The 20,625-nt window shown below is 35.7% G+C and carries 23 protein-coding genes; 21 read left to right on the top strand and 2 right to left on the bottom strand.

All coding sequences use genetic code 11. The features are described from left to right. Window positions 1-33: 33 nt before the first annotated feature. From gudB to Q9306_RS07915, 5 genes are all read left to right on the top strand, one after another. The gene (gene gudB, locus Q9306_RS07935; protein WP_098915308.1) at window positions 34-1,317 is read left to right on the top strand and encodes an NAD-specific glutamate dehydrogenase; all 1,284 of its coding nucleotides are present in this window, start codon (window positions 34-36) and stop codon (window positions 1,315-1,317) included. 169 nt (window positions 1,318-1,486) lie between these two features. Continuing rightward, window positions 1,487-1,702: a hypothetical protein gene (locus Q9306_RS07930; RefSeq protein ID WP_306197025.1), complete on the top strand. Its 216-nt coding sequence runs from the start codon at window positions 1,487-1,489 to the stop codon at window positions 1,700-1,702. 143 nt (window positions 1,703-1,845) lie between these two features. Next, entirely contained in the window at window positions 1,846-2,079 is a 234-nt protein-coding gene (locus Q9306_RS07925; protein ID WP_306197024.1) for a DUF3961 domain-containing protein, read from the top strand. 79 nt (window positions 2,080-2,158) lie between these two features. Beyond that, complete coding sequence (locus tag Q9306_RS07920) at window positions 2,159-2,689, top strand: peptidoglycan recognition protein family protein (protein ID WP_306197022.1); 531 nt, start codon at window positions 2,159-2,161, stop codon at window positions 2,687-2,689. Window positions 2,690-2,805: 116 nt separating this feature from the next. Further along, window positions 2,806-3,792 carry a YpdA family putative bacillithiol disulfide reductase gene (locus tag Q9306_RS07915; protein ID WP_306197020.1) on the top strand — a complete coding sequence of 329 codons (987 nt, stop codon included), beginning with the start codon at window positions 2,806-2,808 and terminating at the stop codon, window positions 3,790-3,792. An 86-nt stretch (window positions 3,793-3,878) separates the two neighbouring features. On the opposite strand, the gene Q9306_RS07910 is transcribed toward Q9306_RS07915, so the two are convergent. Further along, window positions 3,879-4,850 (bottom strand): asparaginase, encoded by a 972-nt coding sequence (locus tag Q9306_RS07910; protein WP_306197018.1) that lies wholly within the window; start codon window positions 4,848-4,850, stop codon window positions 3,879-3,881. Between the two features lie 320 nt (window positions 4,851-5,170). Between Q9306_RS07910 and Q9306_RS07905 the strand changes: the two genes are divergently transcribed. The 8 genes from Q9306_RS07905 (at window position 5,171) to Q9306_RS07870 (ending at window position 14,203) form a co-directional block, all read left to right on the top strand. After that, entirely contained in the window at window positions 5,171-5,344 is a 174-nt protein-coding gene (locus Q9306_RS07905; protein ID WP_306197016.1) for a DUF5359 family protein, read from the top strand. Window positions 5,345-5,555: 211 nt separating this feature from the next. Continuing rightward, the gene (gene cmk / locus Q9306_RS07900; RefSeq protein ID WP_306197014.1) at window positions 5,556-6,233 is read left to right on the top strand and encodes a (d)CMP kinase; all 678 of its coding nucleotides are present in this window, start codon (window positions 5,556-5,558) and stop codon (window positions 6,231-6,233) included. Window positions 6,234-6,438: 205 nt separating this feature from the next. Further along, complete coding sequence (rpsA, locus tag Q9306_RS07895; RefSeq protein WP_306197012.1) at window positions 6,439-7,587, top strand: 30S ribosomal protein S1; 1,149 nt, start codon at window positions 6,439-6,441, stop codon at window positions 7,585-7,587. 12 nt (window positions 7,588-7,599) lie between these two features. Next, entirely contained in the window at window positions 7,600-8,649 is a 1,050-nt protein-coding gene (fni, locus tag Q9306_RS07890; protein WP_306197010.1) for a type 2 isopentenyl-diphosphate Delta-isomerase, read from the top strand. A gap of 233 nt (window positions 8,650-8,882) precedes the next feature. Continuing rightward, on the top strand, window positions 8,883-9,821 hold the full coding sequence (locus Q9306_RS07885; RefSeq protein WP_306197009.1) for an ABC transporter ATP-binding protein: 939 nt from the start codon (window positions 8,883-8,885) through the stop codon (window positions 9,819-9,821). A gap of 11 nt (window positions 9,822-9,832) precedes the next feature. Continuing rightward, window positions 9,833-10,576 (top strand): ABC transporter permease, encoded by a 744-nt coding sequence (locus Q9306_RS07880; RefSeq protein WP_306197007.1) that lies wholly within the window; start codon window positions 9,833-9,835, stop codon window positions 10,574-10,576. Further along, window positions 10,573-11,559: an ABC transporter permease gene (locus tag Q9306_RS07875; protein ID WP_306197005.1), complete on the top strand. Its 987-nt coding sequence runs from the start codon at window positions 10,573-10,575 to the stop codon at window positions 11,557-11,559. Before Q9306_RS07880 ends, Q9306_RS07875 begins: the two co-directional genes overlap by 4 nt. Window positions 11,560-11,623: 64 nt before the next feature. Beyond that, on the top strand, window positions 11,624-14,203 hold the full coding sequence (locus Q9306_RS07870) for a winged helix-turn-helix domain-containing protein (RefSeq protein WP_306197003.1): 2,580 nt from the start codon (window positions 11,624-11,626) through the stop codon (window positions 14,201-14,203). A 235-nt stretch (window positions 14,204-14,438) separates the two neighbouring features. Here Q9306_RS07870 and Q9306_RS07865 read toward each other — a convergent pair whose 3' ends face one another. Continuing rightward, window positions 14,439-14,573: a YpzI family protein gene (locus tag Q9306_RS07865; protein WP_090915567.1), complete on the bottom strand. Its 135-nt coding sequence runs from the start codon at window positions 14,571-14,573 to the stop codon at window positions 14,439-14,441. A 116-nt stretch (window positions 14,574-14,689) separates the two neighbouring features. Here Q9306_RS07865 and Q9306_RS07860 point away from each other — a divergent pair, with 116 nt between their 5' ends. The 8 genes from Q9306_RS07860 (at window position 14,690) to Q9306_RS07825 (ending at window position 20,599) form a co-directional block, all read left to right on the top strand. Next, window positions 14,690-15,289: a YphA family membrane protein gene (locus Q9306_RS07860; RefSeq protein WP_306197000.1), complete on the top strand. Its 600-nt coding sequence runs from the start codon at window positions 14,690-14,692 to the stop codon at window positions 15,287-15,289. 3 nt (window positions 15,290-15,292) lie between these two features. After that, window positions 15,293-16,186 carry a YIEGIA family protein gene (locus Q9306_RS07855; RefSeq protein WP_306196998.1) on the top strand — a complete coding sequence of 298 codons (894 nt, stop codon included), beginning with the start codon at window positions 15,293-15,295 and terminating at the stop codon, window positions 16,184-16,186. Further along, a complete protein-coding gene (locus Q9306_RS07850; RefSeq protein WP_090915573.1) occupies window positions 16,183-16,371 on the top strand; it encodes a capping complex subunit for YIEGIA in 189 nt (62 codons plus the stop codon). The genes Q9306_RS07855 and Q9306_RS07850 overlap by 4 nt, the downstream gene beginning before the upstream one ends. A 120-nt stretch (window positions 16,372-16,491) precedes the next feature. After that, window positions 16,492-17,802, top strand: a complete 1,311-nt coding sequence (gene der / locus Q9306_RS07845; RefSeq protein WP_306196995.1) for a ribosome biogenesis GTPase Der — start codon at window positions 16,492-16,494, stop codon at window positions 17,800-17,802. An 18-nt stretch (window positions 17,803-17,820) separates the two neighbouring features. Beyond that, on the top strand, window positions 17,821-18,843 hold the full coding sequence (locus tag Q9306_RS07840) for an NAD(P)H-dependent glycerol-3-phosphate dehydrogenase (RefSeq protein WP_306196993.1): 1,023 nt from the start codon (window positions 17,821-17,823) through the stop codon (window positions 18,841-18,843). A gap of 114 nt (window positions 18,844-18,957) precedes the next feature. After that, window positions 18,958-19,209, top strand: a complete 252-nt coding sequence (locus Q9306_RS07835) for a stage VI sporulation protein F (protein WP_154713310.1) — start codon at window positions 18,958-18,960, stop codon at window positions 19,207-19,209. Window positions 19,210-19,663: 454 nt separating this feature from the next. Further along, window positions 19,664-19,867, top strand: a complete 204-nt coding sequence (locus Q9306_RS07830; protein ID WP_306196990.1) for a DUF2768 domain-containing protein — start codon at window positions 19,664-19,666, stop codon at window positions 19,865-19,867. Window positions 19,868-19,888: 21 nt separating this feature from the next. Further along, entirely contained in the window at window positions 19,889-20,599 is a 711-nt protein-coding gene (locus Q9306_RS07825; protein ID WP_306196988.1) for a hypothetical protein, read from the top strand. The last annotated feature ends 26 nt before the right edge of the window (window positions 20,600-20,625 follow it).

The raw sequence follows: 20,625 nt of genomic DNA, 5'->3' as shown, positions 1-20,625 counted from the left end.
TAAACAAGTGAAATTACAGGGGGTTTACTTACTATGGTAGCCGAAAAGGGAGCTCAAACACAAACACAACAAAGAGAACAACATTTTGAACTGTTGAATTCGACGCAAATTGTTATTAAAGAAGCCTTAGAAAAATTGGGTTATCCAAACGAGGTATATGAATTACTTAAAGAACCAATTCGTATGATGACAGTGAAGATTCCAGTTCGTATGGATGATGGGACTGTTAAAATATTTACAGGATATCGTGCTCAGCATAATGATGCTGTTGGTCCGACAAAGGGTGGTATTCGCTTCCATCCGAATGTAACGGAAAATGAAGTAAAAGCACTTTCGATTTGGATGAGCTTAAAATGTGGTATTGTTGACCTACCATATGGTGGGGGTAAAGGTGGTATCATTTGTGATCCACGTGAAATGTCTTTCCGTGAGTTAGAAAGATTAAGCCGTGGCTATGTAAGAGCAATTAGTCAAATTGTAGGGCCAACAAAAGATATTCCGGCTCCAGACGTATTTACAAATTCACAAATTATGGCATGGATGATGGATGAATATAGCCGTATTGATGAATTTAATTCACCTGGATTTATTACAGGGAAGCCACTTGTTTTAGGTGGATCTCATGGTCGTGAAACAGCGACTGCAAAAGGTGTAACAATTTGTATTCGTGAGGCAGCGAAAAAGCGAAATATTGATATTAAAGGTGCACGTGTTGTTGTACAAGGATTCGGAAATGCAGGTAGCTTCTTAGCGAAGTTTATGCACGATGCGGGAGCGAAGGTAATTGCAATTTCTGATGCTTACGGTGCACTTCATGATCCAAACGGTCTGGATATTGATTATTTATTAGACCGCCGTGATAGCTTCGGTACAGTAACGAAATTGTTTAATAATACAATTTCTAATAAAGAGTTATTAGAACTAGATTGTGATATTTTAGTACCAGCTGCTATTGAAAATCAAATTACAGAAGAAAATGCAGCAAATATTAAAGCGAAAATTGTTGTAGAAGCAGCAAACGGCCCTACAACATTAGAAGCAACGAAAATTTTAACTGAACGTGGCATTTTACTTGTTCCAGACGTATTAGCAAGTGCTGGTGGCGTAACAGTATCTTACTTTGAGTGGGTACAAAACAACCAAGGTTACTATTGGACAGAAGAAGAAGTTGAGGCTCGTTTAGAAAAAGTAATGGTAAGCTCGTTTGATTCTATTTACGAAACAGCGCAAATTCGTAAAGTGGATATGCGTTTAGCGGCTTATATGGTTGGTGTTCGTAAAATGGCAGAAGCAAGTCGCTTCAGAGGCTGGGTATAAACCGATTCTTGATTATGAAAACCGCAATTTCCTTAAAGGAAGTTGCGGTTTTTTGTTGTAATTAGATTGCAAGGTAAATTAAAATTTTTCTCAACGTGGCATCTTCTATTGAGAAAAGTTGAAGTGTTTGGAATAAGTCAAAAGATGATTAAGGAAGGAAAGATGAAAAGTGCAAATAGATCCAATGAAACGAGTGGATGAATTAGAACAGCGAATTATGGATTTAGAAAAGAGATTAGAAGAAAAACGAATAAGAAAAATAAGGCCGATTCAAATATTGGGGGAGGCATTTGCTTCTCTGTTATTTGGTGTATTAATTGTTGGCCCGCTTATTACAGTTGTAGTGGCGTTATTTGTATTCCTAATGAGCTACATAAATTCGTAAAAAAGAACACTTGTTCTAACAGAACATTTGTGCTATACTCTCCTTAGATAGAAAAACGGAAATAAAGTGAAAGTTTCACAATGAGAAGTTTATTTGGTATTCATTGATGGAAAATATTCGCTAATTATAAAGGAGAGATTTTAATGAAAACGACTGCACAGCAACGTTTTATGATGCCAACACATGTAATGGAGCGAGTTGAAAATTTACGTAAGAAGAACGTGAAAGAATATTCCTTCTTGCATACAGTGAATCGTTTTTTTGGTTTAGAAACGAAGCAAGATGAAATGTGGTTTTATGGTTTTTATACGGTGGCAGTAAGTGTACTATTATTTATGGTATTTGTTTCGAATATGATGGATTTTCTGTTTTCATAATAATGTTTGCGATAGGGACACATCATCTGAATACATATAAGATTAGGAAGATGATTCTATAAGAGCGGAGATGATGTGAATGGCGAAGTTTCCTATACAGCGAAATTACATTAAACATGGAAGCTCTCGGCCTGGCCTTCCACTTTCAAAAGTTCGTTTTATTGTCAGTCATGACACAGGGAATCCAGGTAGTAATGCGATTGGAAATCGAGACTATTTTAATGAAGTGCAACCGAAAGCTTCAGCTCATACATTTATTGATGATACAACCATACTCGAGATTATTCCGATCAATGAGGTAGCCTACCATGTTCGATACAATGTTCCAACAGATAATGATATATATGGTTACAATGCGAATAGCGCAGCAATTGGTGTTGAACTTTGCTACGGTGGGAATATAAACTTTTGGGATGCATATACACGCTTTACATGGTATCATGCTTATTTGTGTCATAATTTTGGGTTGAATCCAAGGACAGATATTGTTTCACATAAAAAGCTTGATTCTACTCGTAAGATTGATCCGGAACACGTATTAAATAATCAAGGTATACCTTTTAAACAATTTTTAGCGGACGTCTATCGCATGTACGTATCGTATAGATGACAAATATATGAAAAATGAATACAATAAAGATAGGTGCCTACTGCTGAAAGTAGGTTTTTTCTTGTTTTTAATTGTTTATTTGAATAGAGAGTAGAAGACTAGGAGTTGAGCCTTATATGCAAAAGGAAACAGCAATTATCATCGGCGGAGGGCCATGCGGATTAGCGGCAGCGATTGCGATGCAAAATGTTGGGATGAATCCACTTGTGATTGAAAAAGGGAATATTGTTAATGCAATCTATAATTATCCAACACATCAAACGTTTTTTTCCTCTAGTGAAAAACTAGAAATTGGTGGAGTAGCCTTTATTACAGAAAACCGTAAGCCTGTTCGGAATCAAGCATTAGCATATTATCGGGAAGTAGTGAAACGGAAGCATGTACGTGTGAACGCGTTTGAGCGAGTAGAAGAAGTGCGGAAAGAGGAAGATACTTTCCTTGTTCAAACGTTAAAGAGTGATGGTGAGCGAGAGAAGTACAGTGCAAAATATGTTGTTATCGCAACAGGATATTATGACAACCCTAATTATATGAATGTTCCTGGAGAAGAGTTAGAAAAAGTAACACATTATTTCAAAGAAGGGCATCCTTATTTTAATAGGGACGTTATCGTTGTAGGAGGAAAGAATTCAAGTATAGACGCAGCGTTAGAGCTTGTAAAGTGCGGAGCACGTGTAACGGTGTTATATCGTGGTCAAGTATATTCTCCTAGTATTAAACCGTGGATTTTACCGGAATTTGAAGCGTTAGTGCGACAAGGAACGATAAAAATGGAATTCGGTGCACATGTAAAAGAAATTACAGAACATACAGTCACATATACAGTGGGAACCGAAGAATATACGGTTTCAAATGATTTTGTCTTTGCCATGACAGGTTATCATCCAGATCATAGTTTTTTAACAGAAATGGGTGTGGAAATTGACTCTGAAACAGGAAGACCACTGTATAACGAAGAAACGATGGAAACAAATGTGGAAGGAATTTTTATCGCGGGTGTAATTGCTGCTGGTAATAATGCAAATGAAATTTTTATAGAAAATGGTCGATTTCATGGGGATGCCATTGCGGAGCTCATTGCAGCTCGAGAACAGAAAAATTAGTAAGAACGGTAACAAATGAAAAGCACCTCCATCTAATTCGTAGGTTTAAGAGTTAGACGGAGGTGTTTTTTTGTTACAATCAAATTTTAATGTTTAAACATAGATTGAATCTCTGTTTGTTTTTTTGTTACTTCCAGTGCAACAAGTAGCTTAATACGAGCTTTTTGAGCATTTAAACCATATGTGAAGACAATGCCCATATTTTTCAATTGTTTGCCCCCGCCCTCATAAGAATATACATCTTGAACAATTCCGTTAAAGCAGCGAGAAACGAGAACAACTGGAATCTCTTTATCTATCAAACGCTGCAGAGCAGGAAGTGTACGCGGTGGTAAGTTTCCTTGTCCGAGTGCTTCGATAATGATTCCATCAACTGGCAATTGCTCAATTGCAGCTAATAATGTTTCATCCATACCAGCATACGCTTTTAATATGACAACATTTTTTGTAATTTGTGCGACAGCATATTTTTCATGATGCATTAATGCGTGATGGAAGACAACACCGCGCTTAGTTACCATGCCGATTGGTCCATATTGTGGACTTTGGAATGTTGCTACGTTACTTGTATGTGTTTTTGTCACATTCGTTGCACAGTGAATTTCATCGTTTAATACGACAAGAACGCCTTTTCCTTTTGCTTCTTCACTACTCGCAACTTTTACTGCTGACAAAAAGTTATATAAACCGTCTGCTCCTAACTCATTACTTGAGCGCATTGCTCCTGTAACGACAATTGGAACATTGGCTTGTACAGTTAAGTCAAGGAAATAAGCTGTTTCTTCTAATGTGTCTGTTCCGTGTGTAATGACAACACCTTGCACGTTATTGTTTTTTACCTTCTCGTCAATCATGACTTGCAATTGTAGCATTTCATTTGGTGTCATGTGAGGAGATGGAAGATGAAAGACATCTTCAACAATTAAATCGATATCTTCTTCTAAATTTGGAATGAATTTCAAAAGTGGATTTTGTGCGCCTGGTTGAACAACTCCAGTTTCTTTATCTTCCTCCATCGCAATTGTTCCACCTGTATGCAAAACAAGAATTTTTTTCAATGCCTTTACTCCTCTCCAATCAATGCAAATACATTAAGAACATAACATGATTTGATCGGATTCGACAATGAAAAAGTATAAAACTTCTAAGTAATTATCACAATGAAAATAAAGTGAAACTTCCATCAATGGAGAGTTTTTCATCCCCTGCTGATGGAAAGTCCAACCAATCAGGCTTTTACGGGAAAAATGACTTCCCCCTAACTTCCTCGTTTCTCTTTTTCTTGAACTGGGGGCACCATGTATCCGCTTTACAATTTTAAGGTGGAAGTTTCAGTGTCCACTAGAGTGGAATAATAATGAAAAAGGAGCTGTAGGTTTTGAAAACAATGGAGAGAATTTTAATTTGGTTACTAATTGGACAATGTATTTGTTTGTGTATTGTTCAATTGCTTTTAACGGAGGAAAACATAGCAAAATATGTATCGAAAGTTGTCTATTATGAAGGCGTTACAAAAGGGCTTATAACAAATGTTTTAGAGGTAAATCAATAGTTTTTTTCATTTGCTTCTAAGAGAGAGTGTGCTACAATAGTTGAGGACTTGAAACGGGGTAAAGTGAAACGGTTATTAGTGAAAAGAGCTGATCGTTAATGGAACCAATCGGATTTTTACTTCCTGTTAATGTAAAATGAAACAATGTTGAGAGAAGCAGGGAATACCTGCTTTTCCTTCTGTTCTTATAAGTGAAAAATGGGGTGTTACAATGGAGAAACGAATTTCAATCGCAATTGATGGCCCGGCAGCTGCAGGGAAAAGTACGGTTGCTAAAATTGTTGCTAAAAAATTGTCTTATGTTTATATTGATACGGGTGCAATGTATCGTACTGTAACATATGCGGCATTAGAGCAAGGGATTGATATTGAAAATGAAGAAGAGTTAATGGGAATAGTTAGGGATATAGACATTTCATTTCAACAAGGAGAAAATGTACAGCTTGTCTTTTTAAACGGAAAAGATGTATCAGAAGTGATTCGCACACCGGATGTAACAAATCGTGTATCGATTGTGGCAAGACATCGCCTTGTACGTGAAGAAATGGTGCGTCGTCAACAAGCTTTAGCCGAAAAGGGCGGCGTTGTTATGGACGGACGTGATATTGGGACGCATGTATTGCCGAATGCGGAAGTGAAAATTTTTATGCTAGCTTCTGTTGAAGAGCGAGCTGAAAGAAGGCATTTAGAAAATACCCAAAAAGGATTTCTTTCTAACTTAGAACAACTAAAAGAAGAAATTGCGCGCCGTGATAAATTAGATTCTGAACGTGAAGTGTCTCCGTTAAAAAAAGCTGAGGATGCAATTGAATTAGATACAACGTCTTTATCTATTGAGGAAGTAGTTCAAAAGATTATGGATATTGTATCGGTAACGTTCGCAAAATAAAGGAAGGGGGACCCCCTTCCTTTATTTTTATTTCTATTTCTATCTGTTAATAAGGAGACAATTTTCTTGACAAATTCATCGATTTGTTAGAAGTTAGTAAAAGAGGGTATTTTCTAAATATTTTACATACATGCAAATGGAAGCCATTGTTTCCATTTCGTATATACATAAAGATGCTTTATCATTTTAGTAGGGAGGTATTTCCATGGTAGAAAAGATGAATGAAGAAGTTGTAAACACAAAGGCATTACAAGTAGGCGATATTGTTACAGGTACAGTAACTAAAGTTGAAGAAAAGCAAGTATTTGTAAATGTTGGGTACAAAACTGATGGTGTGATTCCAATTAGTGAACTGGCAAATGTTCATATTGAAAAAGCAAGCGATGTTGTAGAAGTTGAACAAACTCTTGAATTGAAAGTAATTAAATTAGAAGATGATGATTTAGTGTTGTCTAAACGTGCAGTAGATGCAGAAAAAGCATGGGAAGTATTGCAAGGGCAATTTACATCAGGTGAAGTATTTGATGTAACAATTAAAGATATCGTTAACGGAGGTCTAGTTGTTGACCTTGGTGTTCGTGGCTTTATTCCGGCTTCACTTGTAGAGATGCATTATGTAGAAGATTTTACTGATTATAAAGGAAAAACATTGGCAGTAAAAATTGTAGAATTAGATCGCGAGAAAAATCGTGTGATTCTTTCTCATAAGGCAGTTGTAGAGCAAGAGCTAGACAAGAAGAAAAAAGAAGCGGTTTCTTCTTTACAAGCAGGCGATGTTGTAGAGGGCACAGTTCAACGTTTAACTGACTTTGGAGCATTTGTAAATGTGGGCGGTGTAGATGGCTTAGTTCATATTTCTCAAATTTCTCACGATCGTGTAGAGCAACCATCTGATGTATTAACAGAGGGACAAACTGTAAAAGTAAAAGTGTTATCTGTTGATGCTGATACGCAGCGTATTTCTTTATCTATGAAAGCGGTGCAACCAGGTCCATGGTCGAATGTTTCAAATCAAGTAAAAGTAGGCGATTTATTAGATGGGAAAGTAAAACGCCTTGTTACTTTTGGAGCGTTTGTTGAGATTTTTCCTAGTGTAGAAGGACTTGTTCACGTTTCGCAAATCGCAAATCGTCATGTGAAAAACCCGAATGAGGTATTAAACATCGGACAAGATGTGAAAGTAAAAGTATTAGAGGTTCATTCAGAAGAAAAGCGTATTTCTTTAAGTATAAAAGAAGCGCTTGAAGAAAATAATGTAACAGAAGATTATAGCAAATATGAACCAACTTCTGATTCTGCAACATTCCAATTAGGTGATATTATTGGAGAACAGCTAAAAAATTTAAAGAAATAATGAGGGATGTGTGTGGTAAGAGCAAAGCGTAAATTAGAACATATTGAGTATGCTCTTTCTACTGGACAGTCTCGTACACATGGCTTTTGTGATGTTGCTTTTGTTCATCAAAGCTTACCGAATATAAGTTATGAAAGTATATCATTTCAAACAGAAATCGGCGAACTTGTTCTAAGTTCGCCGATTTTTATCAATGCGATGACTGGTGGTGGCGGAGAGCACACACTACATATAAATAAACAACTAGCCCAAGCTGCACAGCAGTATCAACTTGCAATGGCCGTCGGTTCACAAATGGCGGCGTTAAAAGACACTAATGAAGCAGCGTCTTTTAAAATCGTGAGAAAAGTGAATCCGAATGGAATTGTTATTGCAAACTTAGGCAGTGAAGCAACAGTAGAACAAGCGAAGCGAGCTGTTGATATGATTGAAGCAAATGCTTTACAAATTCATTTGAATGTCATTCAAGAATTGACAATGCCAGAAGGCGATCGCGATTTTACTGGTGCATTAAAGAGAATTGAACAAATTGTTAAGTATTCTTCTGTTCCTGTTATTGTAAAAGAGGTTGGTTTTGGCATGAGTAAAGAGACGGCAGAGGATTTAGCAAGTATTGGGGTTTCTACTATAGATATTGGTGGATATGGCGGTACAAACTTTGCGGCGGTTGAAAATGAAAGAAGACAGCGAGTACTTTCCTATTTCAACGAGTGGGGTATTTCGACTGCTTCTTCTTTAATTGAAGTATCCTCTACACAAAACCCTCTCTCTGTTATTGCATCAGGTGGTATTCAAACAGCACTTGATGTAGCGAAAGCATTAGCGTTAGGGGCGTCAGCAGCTGCATTTGCCGGTCATTTTTTACGGATTTTGATGCAAGAAGGTATAGAGAAATTAATTGAAGAAATTGAATTATTACATACAGATTTACAGTTTATTATGACGGCGCTTGGAGTACGAACAATCACTGAGCTTCAGCAAGTACCACTTGTTATTAAAGGTGATACATACCACTGGGTGAACGAGCGTGGGATTGATACAACAATTTATAGTAGGCGCTAGATAAAATGCATCTTAGGAAGCTTTTTGATAAAGTTCATGTAAAGTAAATCCTAAATGATGCATTTTTTTATTTTGCACGTCTCATAATACTTTTGTTATTTGTTTAGCTAGGAGAAACTTTGGATTTTACTGTTAACGAACAGCGATATAAAAATCAACCGAATGAATCAACCATTCGGTTGATTTTTTTTGTTTATAAAATTTATACAATGAGGAAGAAAGGAGCGGATGATATGGAAAAGTTAATTGAAGTAAGAGAGTTAGAAAAATGTTACGCGCAATTTAAAGCATTAAATGGGATTTCATTCGATGTAAGAGAAGGTGAAATTTTATGTTTCCTAGGTCCAAATGGTGCGGGGAAAAGTACAACTATTCATATTTTGTCGACCATTTTGCAATACGACGGGGGCGAAATTTTATTTGAAGGAAAAGATGTAAAAAAACATGCACGATATGTAAAGCGCAATCTCGGTATTGTCCCCCAGGATTTAGCGATTTATGAAGATCTATCAGCGGAAAAAAATGTAGCATTTTTTGCAGCCCTTTATGGCTTGAAAGGAACACAATTACAGCAATCTGTAGATGAAGCGTTGCAATTTGTTGGGCTGCTTGATAGGAAAAATGAAAAACCGAAAACTTTTTCGGGCGGAATGAAAAGAAGGCTGAATATAGCGTGTGCAATTGCACATAAACCAAAAGTTATTATTATGGATGAACCGACAGTTGGGATTGATCCGCAATCTCGAAATCATATTTTACAGTCGATTCAACAATTACAAGAACAAGGATCTACAATTATTTATACAACCCATTATATGGAGGAAGTAGAAGAGATATCGACGAGAATTATCATTATGGATCATGGTGAGATTGTTGCAGAGGGAACAAAAGAAGAGCTCAAAAAGTATATCGCGGATGAAAAACGCTATTTCATTGAATGTGAACAGATAACAGCTGGTATAGAAGAGGGCTTTTTTAAAATTGAAGGAATGAAAGAAGTAATAATAAAAGACGAGCTAATAGAAGTTGTTGTATTAAAAGGTGTGGAAAATTTGGATAAAATCATTACGCTTCTTGTAAATGAAGGAATGAAAGTGAAAAATATTATGAGTGAACGTGCAAGTTTAGAGACAGTGTTTTTACAGTTAACGGGAAGAAAATTAAGAGATTGAAGGTGAAAATAATGAGCTTCTTTGTGTTATATAAACGCGATGTAGTCAATATTGTCATGAATCCAGTCCTTTTACTAACGAATACAATTTCTCCGATTTTATTTATATTAATTTTCGGTTATTTGAGTAATGGTAGTTACGGAGAAAGTGGGATTACATCCTATGATTATTATGGCGTTACAATTTTGATTTATGGCATCTTGAATGTATCAATGACAGCTTCTAATAGTTTTATGGAGAAAAGATTGAAAAATAGTAATTTACGAGTTATGTATAGCCCAATTCGTGTTTCTTATCTATATTTGTCGAAAATATTTGCTACATTTACTTTTACATCTGTTTGTTACTTATTTGTCATGTGTGTAGCGCATGTAGGCCTGCATGTAACATTTGGAGGAAGGAATGTTGGCTATGTCATGATCATTATGTTGTTGTTTAATTTTTTATCAGCGGTTATTGGTGTATTGTTTTGCTGTATGTTTAAAAGTGAAGAGGTAACGAATAAAATACTAAGTTTGTTAAATAACGCTTTCGCAATTTTAGGAGGAGTATTCTTTTCTCTTGATGGATTAGGGGATGCTGTTCGAACAATATCATATATTTCACCAGTAAAGTGGGTTGTAGAATGTGTGATGAAGATCATATATGATCAAGATTTTAGTCTTTTTCTTACAACAGGCGGTGTGTTAGTTTTGTTAACTTGTTTCGGATTAGTTGGTTGTAAATTTCTATTTAAAGTGGAGGATTATGTATGAACGAGATTTTCATTGTTTTTCGTCATAATATCCGGAGAGCTATTAGTAAGAAGAATTATATACTTTTAACAATTCTCCTTACGTTTATTTCTATTTCACTCGCTATCTTCTTCACATCCAAATTTGAATTGAAAGGAAATATTGCGTATGTAACAAAAGAAGACAAGGGTAATATACATGTAGAAGGATTTCGTATTAAAAATACGAATGAAATTCCAAGGATGTCTGAATTTGTAATGAAAAAATATGATGCGGCAGTGATCCCAAAAGACAATGGAGAGATAGAAGTAAGGACGATTAAAGAGCATGATTTTAAAGAAAAAGTTGAGATAGCATTTCAACAAAAAAGTAGCGGTTCTCTTCAGCCAGGTGGAGTGAGGAAAATAGGTACGAATATTTTGGGCTATCTTTGTATGTTTGTATTACTAGAGAGTATCATGTTTATGAGTTTTTTTACAGAAGATAAAGAAAATCATACATTTACACGTACTGTATCTTCACCTATACGTATTAGTAACTATTTATTTGCACATTTCCTTTTTACATTCTTTATTGTATATATTCCAACATTTATTATATTAATCGTCGAGAAGATAGTGTTTCAGGTAGATATAGGATTTAGTTATTTAGAATATAGTTATTTATTGGCTATCCTTGTTATGATTGCAACATCTTTTGCGTTATTTATGAGCACGATTATTGAAACCACTGATAATACAATGATGTTGTCTTCGTCCATTATTATTTTTACTACAATTTTATCAGGGGCCTTCTTTACTTTAAATGACAAGAATGGGATAGTAGATTGGTTTGTGCGAATGTTGCCACAAAAACAGTATCTATCGATTATTGACGGTTTTGAAAATGGTTATAATATAGCACGGTATGGAGGCGCAATTACGTATATAAGTTTTATTATCTTGTTGTTCTTTATGCTTAGTATCATCATTTGTAAAAAAAGAGTACAGGAAGGTCGATATTGAAATTTACTGTGTCAACCATATAAAATGGAAATAAAATGCATAAAACAAATGACAAGGTGATGAAATGAAGAGAGAAGTTCAAATCATTTCTACAAAATTAATGACTCCAACTCCGAGGAAAAATTATGTACGTAGAGAAAATGTATTAAAAAAATTAGAAACATTGTACGATTATAAGCTTGTAGTTGTGAAAGGATCAGCTGGTAGTGGAAAAACGACTATATGCTCTTCTTTTGTAAAAGAAAACCAAGAATTTTCAATTGCGTGGATTACACTAGATAAAGAGAATAATAATGTATTTTCTTTTTGGTACTATATGTTAGAGAGTATGCGTGTATATATTGAAGAAATAAAAGACATTATTTCTTTATTTCAGATGATTATGCATAAAGATGATATGAAACGTATTATTGTAGCTTTAATTAACTTATTAAGTACAAAAGATGATATTACGATTATTATTGATGATTTTCATTATATAACGGATGTTGATGTTAATAAAACAATGGAATATTTTTTAAAGCATTCCTCAGAAAATGTTCGCATTGTCTTATTAACGAGGGAAGAACCTAAATTTTATGTAGGTGATTTTCTCATATCAGGAAGACTATTAGAAATTGGAGAAGAAGAATTAAAGTTTTCGGCAGATGAAGGTTTTCGATTTATTAAAGATACATTGAGGATGGATCTAAATTATGAGGTAATTCATGATATGAACATGTTGGCAGAAGGGTGGATTGGTGGTCTTCAGTTAATTGCACTTGCACGTTCTTATCATAAAAATGATTGCACACAGCATATGAAAGTGCTGAATAAATATATGATTACTTATTTATCGAAAGAGATTTTAGATGCGCTGGAAGAAGATGAAAAAGACTTTCTCGTGAAAACATCTATTTTAAGTTATTTTAATGAGGAAATTTGTAATAAATTATTGGAAAAACAAGGTACAAAAGAAATAATTACACGTCTATTTCAAAAGCATTTATTTATAATTAATCTTGATGAAGATCGTGGAATATATCGCTATCATGCTATTTTTCAACAGTTTTTACAACATTCTTTTAAGCGGTTAGAAAAGGAGAAACAAAAGAAGTTACGTTTACGAGCGGCAGAAGTATACGAACGATGCGGTGATTTTGAGGAATGTATAAAACAATTATTAGAGATGCAATGTTTTGAGGATGCGCTCAGAAAAATTGAAGTGCACGGACAAAATCCACAAGGATGGAGTTATTTGCAACATATTCCGTTAACGTGTATTGTGCAAAATAAAGAGATGACGTTTCAACTCATTTTTTACCATTATTGTAATATGGAGTTTGAACAGTGTACAGAAATATTAAATATCGTGTACGAAGGGGAAAGTGGTCATCATCCTTGGAGGGTATTCGAATTTTGCAAGGCTTTAATTGAGGAAAATAATTTACAATTAGATGTTTTGTTTATAAATGAAATTGAAGACATGGATATAAGTGATGTAACTAAGGCGATCATTTATGTAGAATTATCATTTTTTCTGAGGTTTCAGGAGCGAATCAAGGATGCACTATATGTGCTTGATAAAGCGTCTGTGCTTGAGAAGAGAATGAAAAATCCATATGTGAAAATGGGCATTTTAAGTTCTTTATGCCAGATTAAAGAGGAATTAGGAGATTTAAAAGAGTGTGAGAGCTTATATAAGCAGCTTTTTCAGGTAATTGAACAACATCCATTTTTATCAGCTCTCACAGTAACTTGTCATATTGGAATTACGGGTATTTATTTAAAACGCTTACAATTAGAGGAGGCTGAAAAATCACTACAACATGTACAAGGTGACGAAGCTGTTGTAGGAAAAGCTTATTTATATAATTTAATGGAACTTCAATTTCTGAAAGGTGATAAACAGCAAGCAAACGAAACGATTCGAAAGTTACAAACATTTGAGGTGTATCAAAATGAGCTGTTTATATCCTCCATACTAAAATATGCGATTCATGTTGATGGAGAATATGCACAGCAATTAGATCAGTTCGTATTGATGTACAAACAAAAGAAAGAAAAAAAGAAACTACGAACTGAAGATAAATTGTTATATGCTCAGATTTTATTGCAGAAAGGACATGTGCAAGAATCATTACAGTTACTTGATGAAGTTGCGGAATTTACGAGAAAGCATAAAGTGAAAGTACTATTAATAGAAGCGTTATTATTAAAAGTTCTTATCTTAGGAAATGATATGCAAAAGCATAAGCGGGAGCTTTTAAATTTATTACGAGAAGCGGTACATTATAGTTATGAAAATCATATTTTATTACCTTACTTAAGGATAGATAAACAAATTCAAACATTATTGATGTTATTAAAAGAAGAACGGTTGCAAGATTTAAATGAAAGAGAGCGGGAGTTTTTATACACGTTATTACAGTTAGGGGATCATGATAAAGAGAATATTCTGTTAAGTAATAGAGAATTAGAGGTATTGAAGGTTCTTGCGACTGGGGCATCAAATAAGAAAATTGGTGAACAATTGTGTATATCGATTTCGACAGTTAAGACGCACATTATTAACATATATTCAAAGCTTCATGTTTCTAACCGTGTTGAAGCAATAAAGAAAGCCACAGAACAAGGAATGATGAACTATATAAATCCAAATTAAAAACCGATATAAAACCATCTTTTTTTAGGTGGGCGAGAGCATCTGGCTATGCATAGAAGTGGTCAGGGCCTTTTCCTGCCACATGCGAAGTTTAAACAAAGTCAGAAGGCGAGTGGAAGCTCCTTTTTTTCTGCATAGCAGCAATCTATATGTCGGAAAATCAAAATGGATTCATATAGTTATTAATATGTGAAAACAAAGAACCAGCCAACGGTATGTCGGCTGGTTCTTTGTTTTAATGTTGATTTTGTCTTCGTGCTTGCTCCGGTGTATCGAGTCCTGTTGCACCAGGATATTGTAATGATTGGCTGCGGTCGGATTCTACGCGTCGTGATTGTTTCAATTTCTTCTCTTGACGATCTTTACCCATGGTGTTCCCACCTCCTTAGTACAAAGTGTTGCTGTTATTTTTAAAAATATGCAGCGGTAGAAAATGATTATTTTTCATAAACAATTCCCATAATGGAAATAATAGGAGGTGTTCACTTGGAAGGTGGTTATTTTTATTTTTTAGCATGGATGGGTTGGATTGTTACGACGTTTTTTTTGAAAAAAGATACAGTTAGGCTTAGGCTCAGTGCCGGTATTTTATTATTAATTATTTGTTCGCAAGCAGTGATATCTTTTGCTTCTATTACAATTTCGGTAAACGCTCTTTTGTTAGGAGGGATCTCATTTATTGGAATTGCGGCATATTCAGTATGGAAAAAGATCTACACTTTACTATGTGCACTTATGATCGCGATGTTATATGCAAGTTTTTCTTTAATCGAACTATATGATCCAATTTGGATTGTTGTAGATCGTACATGGATGTTAAGTAGTATTCTCGTTTATACATCTGTTTTATTACATAGGGATCGTGTATTACGTATATGGAGCTTATATGCAGGGGCGTTGCAGGGTGAGGTGTTTGTAGCTTTCATCTTAAAAACATTTAATTTTCCGTATCAATTAGGAAATTTACAATTTTTTAATATGATTGCTGTGTCTACCATGTTCTTTAGTCTTTTATACGGATTTGGAAAAATAATGACATATACAGAGCAATTTAAGCAAAAGCAAGTGAAGGAGGGACAAGGTTAACTTATGAATTCGTATACATCAGCTATGTTGCTTGGAGTAACTGTTGGAACCGTCACACGAATTTTAATGCTTCAAACTGATACAAGGCAGTATCCCACTCGTTTACATGGCAAGATTATTCATATTGCAATGGGAATTATTGCAGCTGCTCTTGGGGCGGTTGCCATTCCAGCTATTTTGAAAAAGGATTTCTCTGCTATTACATTTCTGACATTAGCAGCATCGCAGTTTCGTGATGTACGGAATATGGAGCGGAATACATTGCAGCAATTAGACGGGTATGAACTTGTCCCTAGGGGCAATACGTATATTGAGGGAATTGCAATTGTGTTTGAGAGCCGTAATTATTTAGCAATGTTAACTTCTTTCTTAGCAACCTTTGCTTATTTAGGATTTAAATCGTGGTATGCCGGTATTTTAGCTGGAATTATAGGATTCTTTTTCGCGAAAAAGTTGATGTCTGGTAAACGGCTGCACGATCTTGTTGAAGTTGAGCATGCTCCATTGCATTTTGAAGGAGCAGGCCTTTATGTTGATAATATTTATATTATGAATATCGGTTTACCAGCAAGACAAAAAGAAATTATGAAGTATGGTATGGGTTTTATTTTAAAACCAAAATCTATTGATGCTCGGGTAACATTAGCAAACCTTGGTCAAAGACAAGCGATTTTGCATGATATATCTGTTGCGCTTGGTGTATATCGAGATTCTGGAACACCTGCACTTGTACCGCTTGCAAAACGTGATTTAAATGATGGGAGAATAGGCATATTTGTTTTGCCGCAAGATCAAGATGTAAATAAAGCGATTCAGGTCATTGGGAATGTTCCAACATTAGAAAGTGCGATTCATATGTCTTCTGAGGCCCCAAATGGAAGGGGAGAAAAAGGATGATATTAGAAAAATGTATTCTTGCTGTTATTACAACAATTCCGGAAAAGTTTGCTGGCGGGGCTCCATTATTTGTATGTGAGACAGTAGAAGAAATGGAGTTTGTTGCTAGTAATTTAGAAGCGATCTTAGATGGAATTGCCCACCGTTTGCAAGAGAACTTATATATTATTGTGAAACATTCTTAAAATGTGTTATAATATGAGATGTTTTGATACGAAGAGAAATATTCTGGAATGCAAATCCCTTCTTGCACAAAGAAGGGTTTTTTACATAATAACAGAAGCAAATAGAAAGGATGAAAGTATATGCCAAAACCGGTAGTGGCAATAGTAGGACGCCCAAATGTGGGGAAATCTACTATTTTCAATAGAATTGTTGGAGAAAGAGTGTCGATTGTTGAAGATATCCCTGGTGTAACAAGAGATCGTATATATAGCGCAGGAGAATGGTTAAATCATGAGTTTAACATTATTGATACAGGTGGAATTGATATTGGAGACGAGCCATTCTTGACACAAATTCGTCAACAAGCAGAAGTTGCGATTGATGAGGCTGATGTTATTATTTTTATGACAAATGGTCGCGACGGTGTAACAGCTGCGGATGAAGAAGTTGCAAAGATTTTATATCGTTCTAAAAAGCCAGTTGTATTAGCTGTGAATAAGGTAGATAATCCAGAGATGCGCAGCGATATTTACGATTTTTATGCGTTAGGCTTTGGGGAACCGTTTCCTATATCTGGAACGCACGGTTTAGGTTTAGGGGACTTATTAGATGAAGCAGCAAAACATTTCCCGCAAATTGAAGAAGAACCGTACGATGATGAAACGATTAAATTCTGTTTAATCGGTCGCCCGAACGTTGGAAAATCATCAATGGTAAATGCAATTCTTGGTCAAGAACGTGTAATCGTTAGTAATGTAGCAGGTACTACACGTGATGCGGTTGATACGCCGTACAGCAAAGATGGACAAGATTACGTTATCATTGATACAGCAGGAATGCGCAAAAAAGGAAAAGTATATGAAAGTACTGAAAAGTATAGTGTGCTTCGTGCACTTCGAGCAATTGAACGCTCTGATGTTGTTTTAGTTGTTTTAGACGGTGAAGAAGGAATCATTGAACAAGATAAAAAAATTGCTGGATATGCCCATGATTCAGGTCGTGCTGTTATTATTGTTGTAAATAAATGGGACGCGGTTGAAAAAGATGAGAAAACGATGAAGGAATTCGAAGAGAATATTCGTGCTCATTTCCAATTTTTAGATTACGCACCAATCGTATTCTTATCTGCAAAAACGAGAAAACGTACACACACACTACTTCCTGTTATTAATGAGGTAAATGCAAGTCATAGTATTCGTGTACAAACAAATGTATTAAACGATGTAATTATGGATGCTGTTGCAATGAATCCAACACCAACGCATAATGGACAACGTTTGAAAATTTTCTATGCAACACAAGTCGCGGTGAAACCACCGACATTTGTTGTGTTCGTAAATGATCCAGAGTTACTGCACTTCTCATATGAGCGCTTCTTGAAAAATCGTCTGCGCGATGCGTTTGGTTTCGTAGGAACACCAATTAAAGTTATTGCAAGAGCACGAGACTAATGGAGAGGATGTGATTTTATGAAAAAAATCACAGTAGTAGGAGCAGGTAGCTGGGGAACGGCGTTAGCAATGGTATTAGCTGACAACGGCCATGATGTACGTCTTTGGGGAAATCGAGCAGAACTTATGGATGAAATTAATGAAAAACATGAGAATAGTCGTTATCTTCCGGGGATTACACTGCCAGCTGGTATCGTTGCTTACTCTTCCTTAGAAGAGGCATTAGTAGGGGTTGATACAGTACTTCTCGTTGTACCTACAAAGGCATATCGAGAAGTATTGCAAAATCTGAAAACATTTGTTTCGCAGCCAATTACATGGATTCATGCGAGTAAAGGGATTGAACCAGGAACTTCAAAGCGTATTTCGGAAGTGATTGAAGAAGAAATTCCGGCACATCTCATTCGCGATGTGGTTGTTTTATCAGGACCGAGTCATGCAGAAGAAGTTGGATTGCGCCAAGCTACAACAGTTACATCAGCTGCAAAGCGTATGGAAGCAGCTGAAGAGGTTCAAGACTTATTTATGAATAGCTATTTCCGTGTATATACAAACCCAGATATTATTGGAGTTGAACTTGGCGGAGCGCTAAAAAATATCATTGCCCTTGCGGCGGGTATTACTGATGGAATTGGCTTAGGAGATAATGCTAAGGCAGCACTTATGACGCGAGGATTAACAGAAATTGCTCGTTTAGGACGTAAAATGGGTGGGAACCCATTAACGTTTGCTGGCCTGACAGGTATGGGTGACCTAATTGTAACATGTACGAGTGTTCATAGCCGAAATTGGCGTGCTGGTAACATGCTTGGTAAAGGTTGCTCGTTACAAGAAGTATTAGATAATATGGGAATGGTTGTTGAAGGCGTACGGACAACGAAAGCAGCATATGAGATGGCTAAGAAAATGGATGTCGAAATGCCGATTACAACTGTTTTATATGATGTGTTATTTAATGGGAAAAATGTAAAAGATGCTGTTGGAATGTTGATGGGACGTGTGCGTAAACACGAAGTAGAAGCCATTCCAGACTTGCTGTAAAAAAAGCTGTACAAATGTAAAAAGACATTTGTACAGCTTTTTCTTTTGGGTTTTTTCACCATTCTTTATTTTCTGCATACGATGAAGTGTAGATTACATGAGAGGGTGAACAAGGTGGATAATAATTTATTCAACAATATTGAAAAGGAATCCAAAGTAAATAAAGAAGATATTTTTAAATTAGCCTCTTCGGTTCAAAATTCAAATTTACGCGATGAAAAAGTGTTACGTCAGTTAATTCATCAGGTTGCAACAATGGCGGGAAGAGATGTATCAAAAGAAAAAGAAGAGCAAATTATAAATGCGATTATTAATAATAATATGCCAACTGACTTTAGTTCATTGACTAAAATGTTTAAAAAATAAAGTATGAGAAACCCTTGTTATATACATTGCATACGATACTATGAAGGAATGAATATGAGCTGTTTGTGGGAGCATTTGGTCAACCGAAGCGAAGAAGTCCCGTTCGCTTCGGTTTTTATTCGTTTCAATATAAGATGAAACTTTAATCAGTAGGGGGGAGGCTTCCTCCCCCACTGATAATTAGCCCCCACCAATCGGGCACATGCCAGAAGTTTATCTCCCGCCTAACCTCTTTAGAAAAGCGGCTCGCTCAGAATGGTAGGACGCCCGCGCCAAAGGTAGAGAGGTACTCTTCGCCTCGTCCGAGGGGCGAAACGACCGGAGATTCTAGCCGCTAAAGCTGGACAATGCTTTTGCTGAATTTTGAGGTATTGTCAAATAAATAGATTATTTTCATTTGTTTAAAAGTTATAATTTGTTAAAATAATAGGAAAATACATTAGGAGGGGGATATATGTCTGTTGGTCTTATAAAGATGTGGTTTGCTTTGGGGGCAATGGCTCTCATGTTTATTTCTGTTGCTTTCATTTTGCTAAGTCGTCATAAAATAAAGAATACATTTTTGAAAGGGTTTACAGCTTTGTTTGCATATGCATGTATGGTTGTATCAGGATTTATTATCTTTCTTGTCGTATTTAGCGGACCAATCGAACAATAGAAACTAAAGGACGGATTTCTAATGAAGAAAATACTAATGATTTTCGTAATATGCTGCACTATTATTCTATCTGGTTGTCTATATCCGAAAGAAAAGGTGCAACAACACGCCGTACCATATGAAGACCAATTACAAGCGGTACAAATAGCGGTTAATACATATAGAGAACAAAATGGTCATATATTGCCTATTAAAACACGTGATATGAATACACCAATCTATCAAAAATATCCGATTGATTTTCAAAAGATTACGCCTAGACTAATGCAAGAACCTCCTGGAAATGCTTTTGAAAGCGGCGGCATTTATCAGTATGTATTAGTTGATGTAGAAACAAATCCAACTGTGAAATTAATTGATGTACGAACAGCGGAGCGGGTTCAAGATTTAAAGTTGAAACTACAAATCTATCGTGATGAGCATCGATATCCACCATTTAAAAAAGTAATTACAGATGGTGTGTATGAGCTTGATTATAATAAAATGGGCTATAAAGAAATTCCTCAAGTGGAAAGCCCTTATTCTGGTAAAAACTTACCTTTTGTTGTTGACGAGAAAGGTGAGGTATATATTGATTATCGCATTGACTTATACGACATGTTACAAAAACATGGTGATGAAGTAAAAGAAGGAGACGATATTCGTCAGTTGCTTGTAAAGCATACTCCATTTGTACCAGCTTATTCTTTGCCATATACAGTGAAGGATAAAGAACCAATTTTTTTTAAGTGATAAGTCATGAACCCTTCTTTTAGCGA

This window comes from Bacillus multifaciens (assembly GCF_030756675.1).
Taxonomy (GTDB): Bacteria; Bacillota; Bacilli; order Bacillales; family Bacillaceae_G; genus Bacillus_A; species Bacillus_A multifaciens.
This window is presented reverse-complemented; position numbering and strand designations above follow the sequence as displayed.

What these genes read in the sequence shown, in the direction of transcription:
- Q9306_RS07865 (WP_090915567.1), bottom strand. Translation starts at nt 14,573, where the DNA reads ATGGGTAAAGATCGTCAAGAGAAGAAATTGAAACAATCACGACGCGTA.
- cmk (WP_306197014.1), top strand. Translation starts at nt 5,556, where the DNA reads ATGGAGAAACGAATTTCAATCGCAATTGATGGCCCGGCAGCTGCAGGG.
- Q9306_RS07870 (WP_306197003.1), top strand. Translation starts at nt 11,624, where the DNA reads ATGAAGAGAGAAGTTCAAATCATTTCTACAAAATTAATGACTCCAACT.
- Q9306_RS07920 (WP_306197022.1), top strand. Translation starts at nt 2,159, where the DNA reads ATGGCGAAGTTTCCTATACAGCGAAATTACATTAAACATGGAAGCTCT.
- Q9306_RS07825 (WP_306196988.1), top strand. Translation starts at nt 19,889, where the DNA reads ATGAAGAAAATACTAATGATTTTCGTAATATGCTGCACTATTATTCTA.
- Q9306_RS07855 (WP_306196998.1), top strand. Translation starts at nt 15,293, where the DNA reads ATGAATTCGTATACATCAGCTATGTTGCTTGGAGTAACTGTTGGAACC.
- Q9306_RS07850 (WP_090915573.1), top strand. Translation starts at nt 16,183, where the DNA reads ATGATATTAGAAAAATGTATTCTTGCTGTTATTACAACAATTCCGGAA.
- rpsA (WP_306197012.1), top strand. Translation starts at nt 6,439, where the DNA reads ATGGTAGAAAAGATGAATGAAGAAGTTGTAAACACAAAGGCATTACAA.
- Q9306_RS07885 (WP_306197009.1), top strand. Translation starts at nt 8,883, where the DNA reads ATGGAAAAGTTAATTGAAGTAAGAGAGTTAGAAAAATGTTACGCGCAA.
- gudB (WP_098915308.1), top strand. Translation starts at nt 34, where the DNA reads ATGGTAGCCGAAAAGGGAGCTCAAACACAAACACAACAAAGAGAACAA.
- Q9306_RS07875 (WP_306197005.1), top strand. Translation starts at nt 10,573, where the DNA reads ATGAACGAGATTTTCATTGTTTTTCGTCATAATATCCGGAGAGCTATT.
- Q9306_RS07925 (WP_306197024.1), top strand. Translation starts at nt 1,846, where the DNA reads ATGAAAACGACTGCACAGCAACGTTTTATGATGCCAACACATGTAATG.
- Q9306_RS07915 (WP_306197020.1), top strand. Translation starts at nt 2,806, where the DNA reads ATGCAAAAGGAAACAGCAATTATCATCGGCGGAGGGCCATGCGGATTA.
- Q9306_RS07840 (WP_306196993.1), top strand. Translation starts at nt 17,821, where the DNA reads ATGAAAAAAATCACAGTAGTAGGAGCAGGTAGCTGGGGAACGGCGTTA.
- Q9306_RS07830 (WP_306196990.1), top strand. Translation starts at nt 19,664, where the DNA reads ATGTCTGTTGGTCTTATAAAGATGTGGTTTGCTTTGGGGGCAATGGCT.
- Q9306_RS07880 (WP_306197007.1), top strand. Translation starts at nt 9,833, where the DNA reads ATGAGCTTCTTTGTGTTATATAAACGCGATGTAGTCAATATTGTCATG.
- der (WP_306196995.1), top strand. Translation starts at nt 16,492, where the DNA reads ATGCCAAAACCGGTAGTGGCAATAGTAGGACGCCCAAATGTGGGGAAA.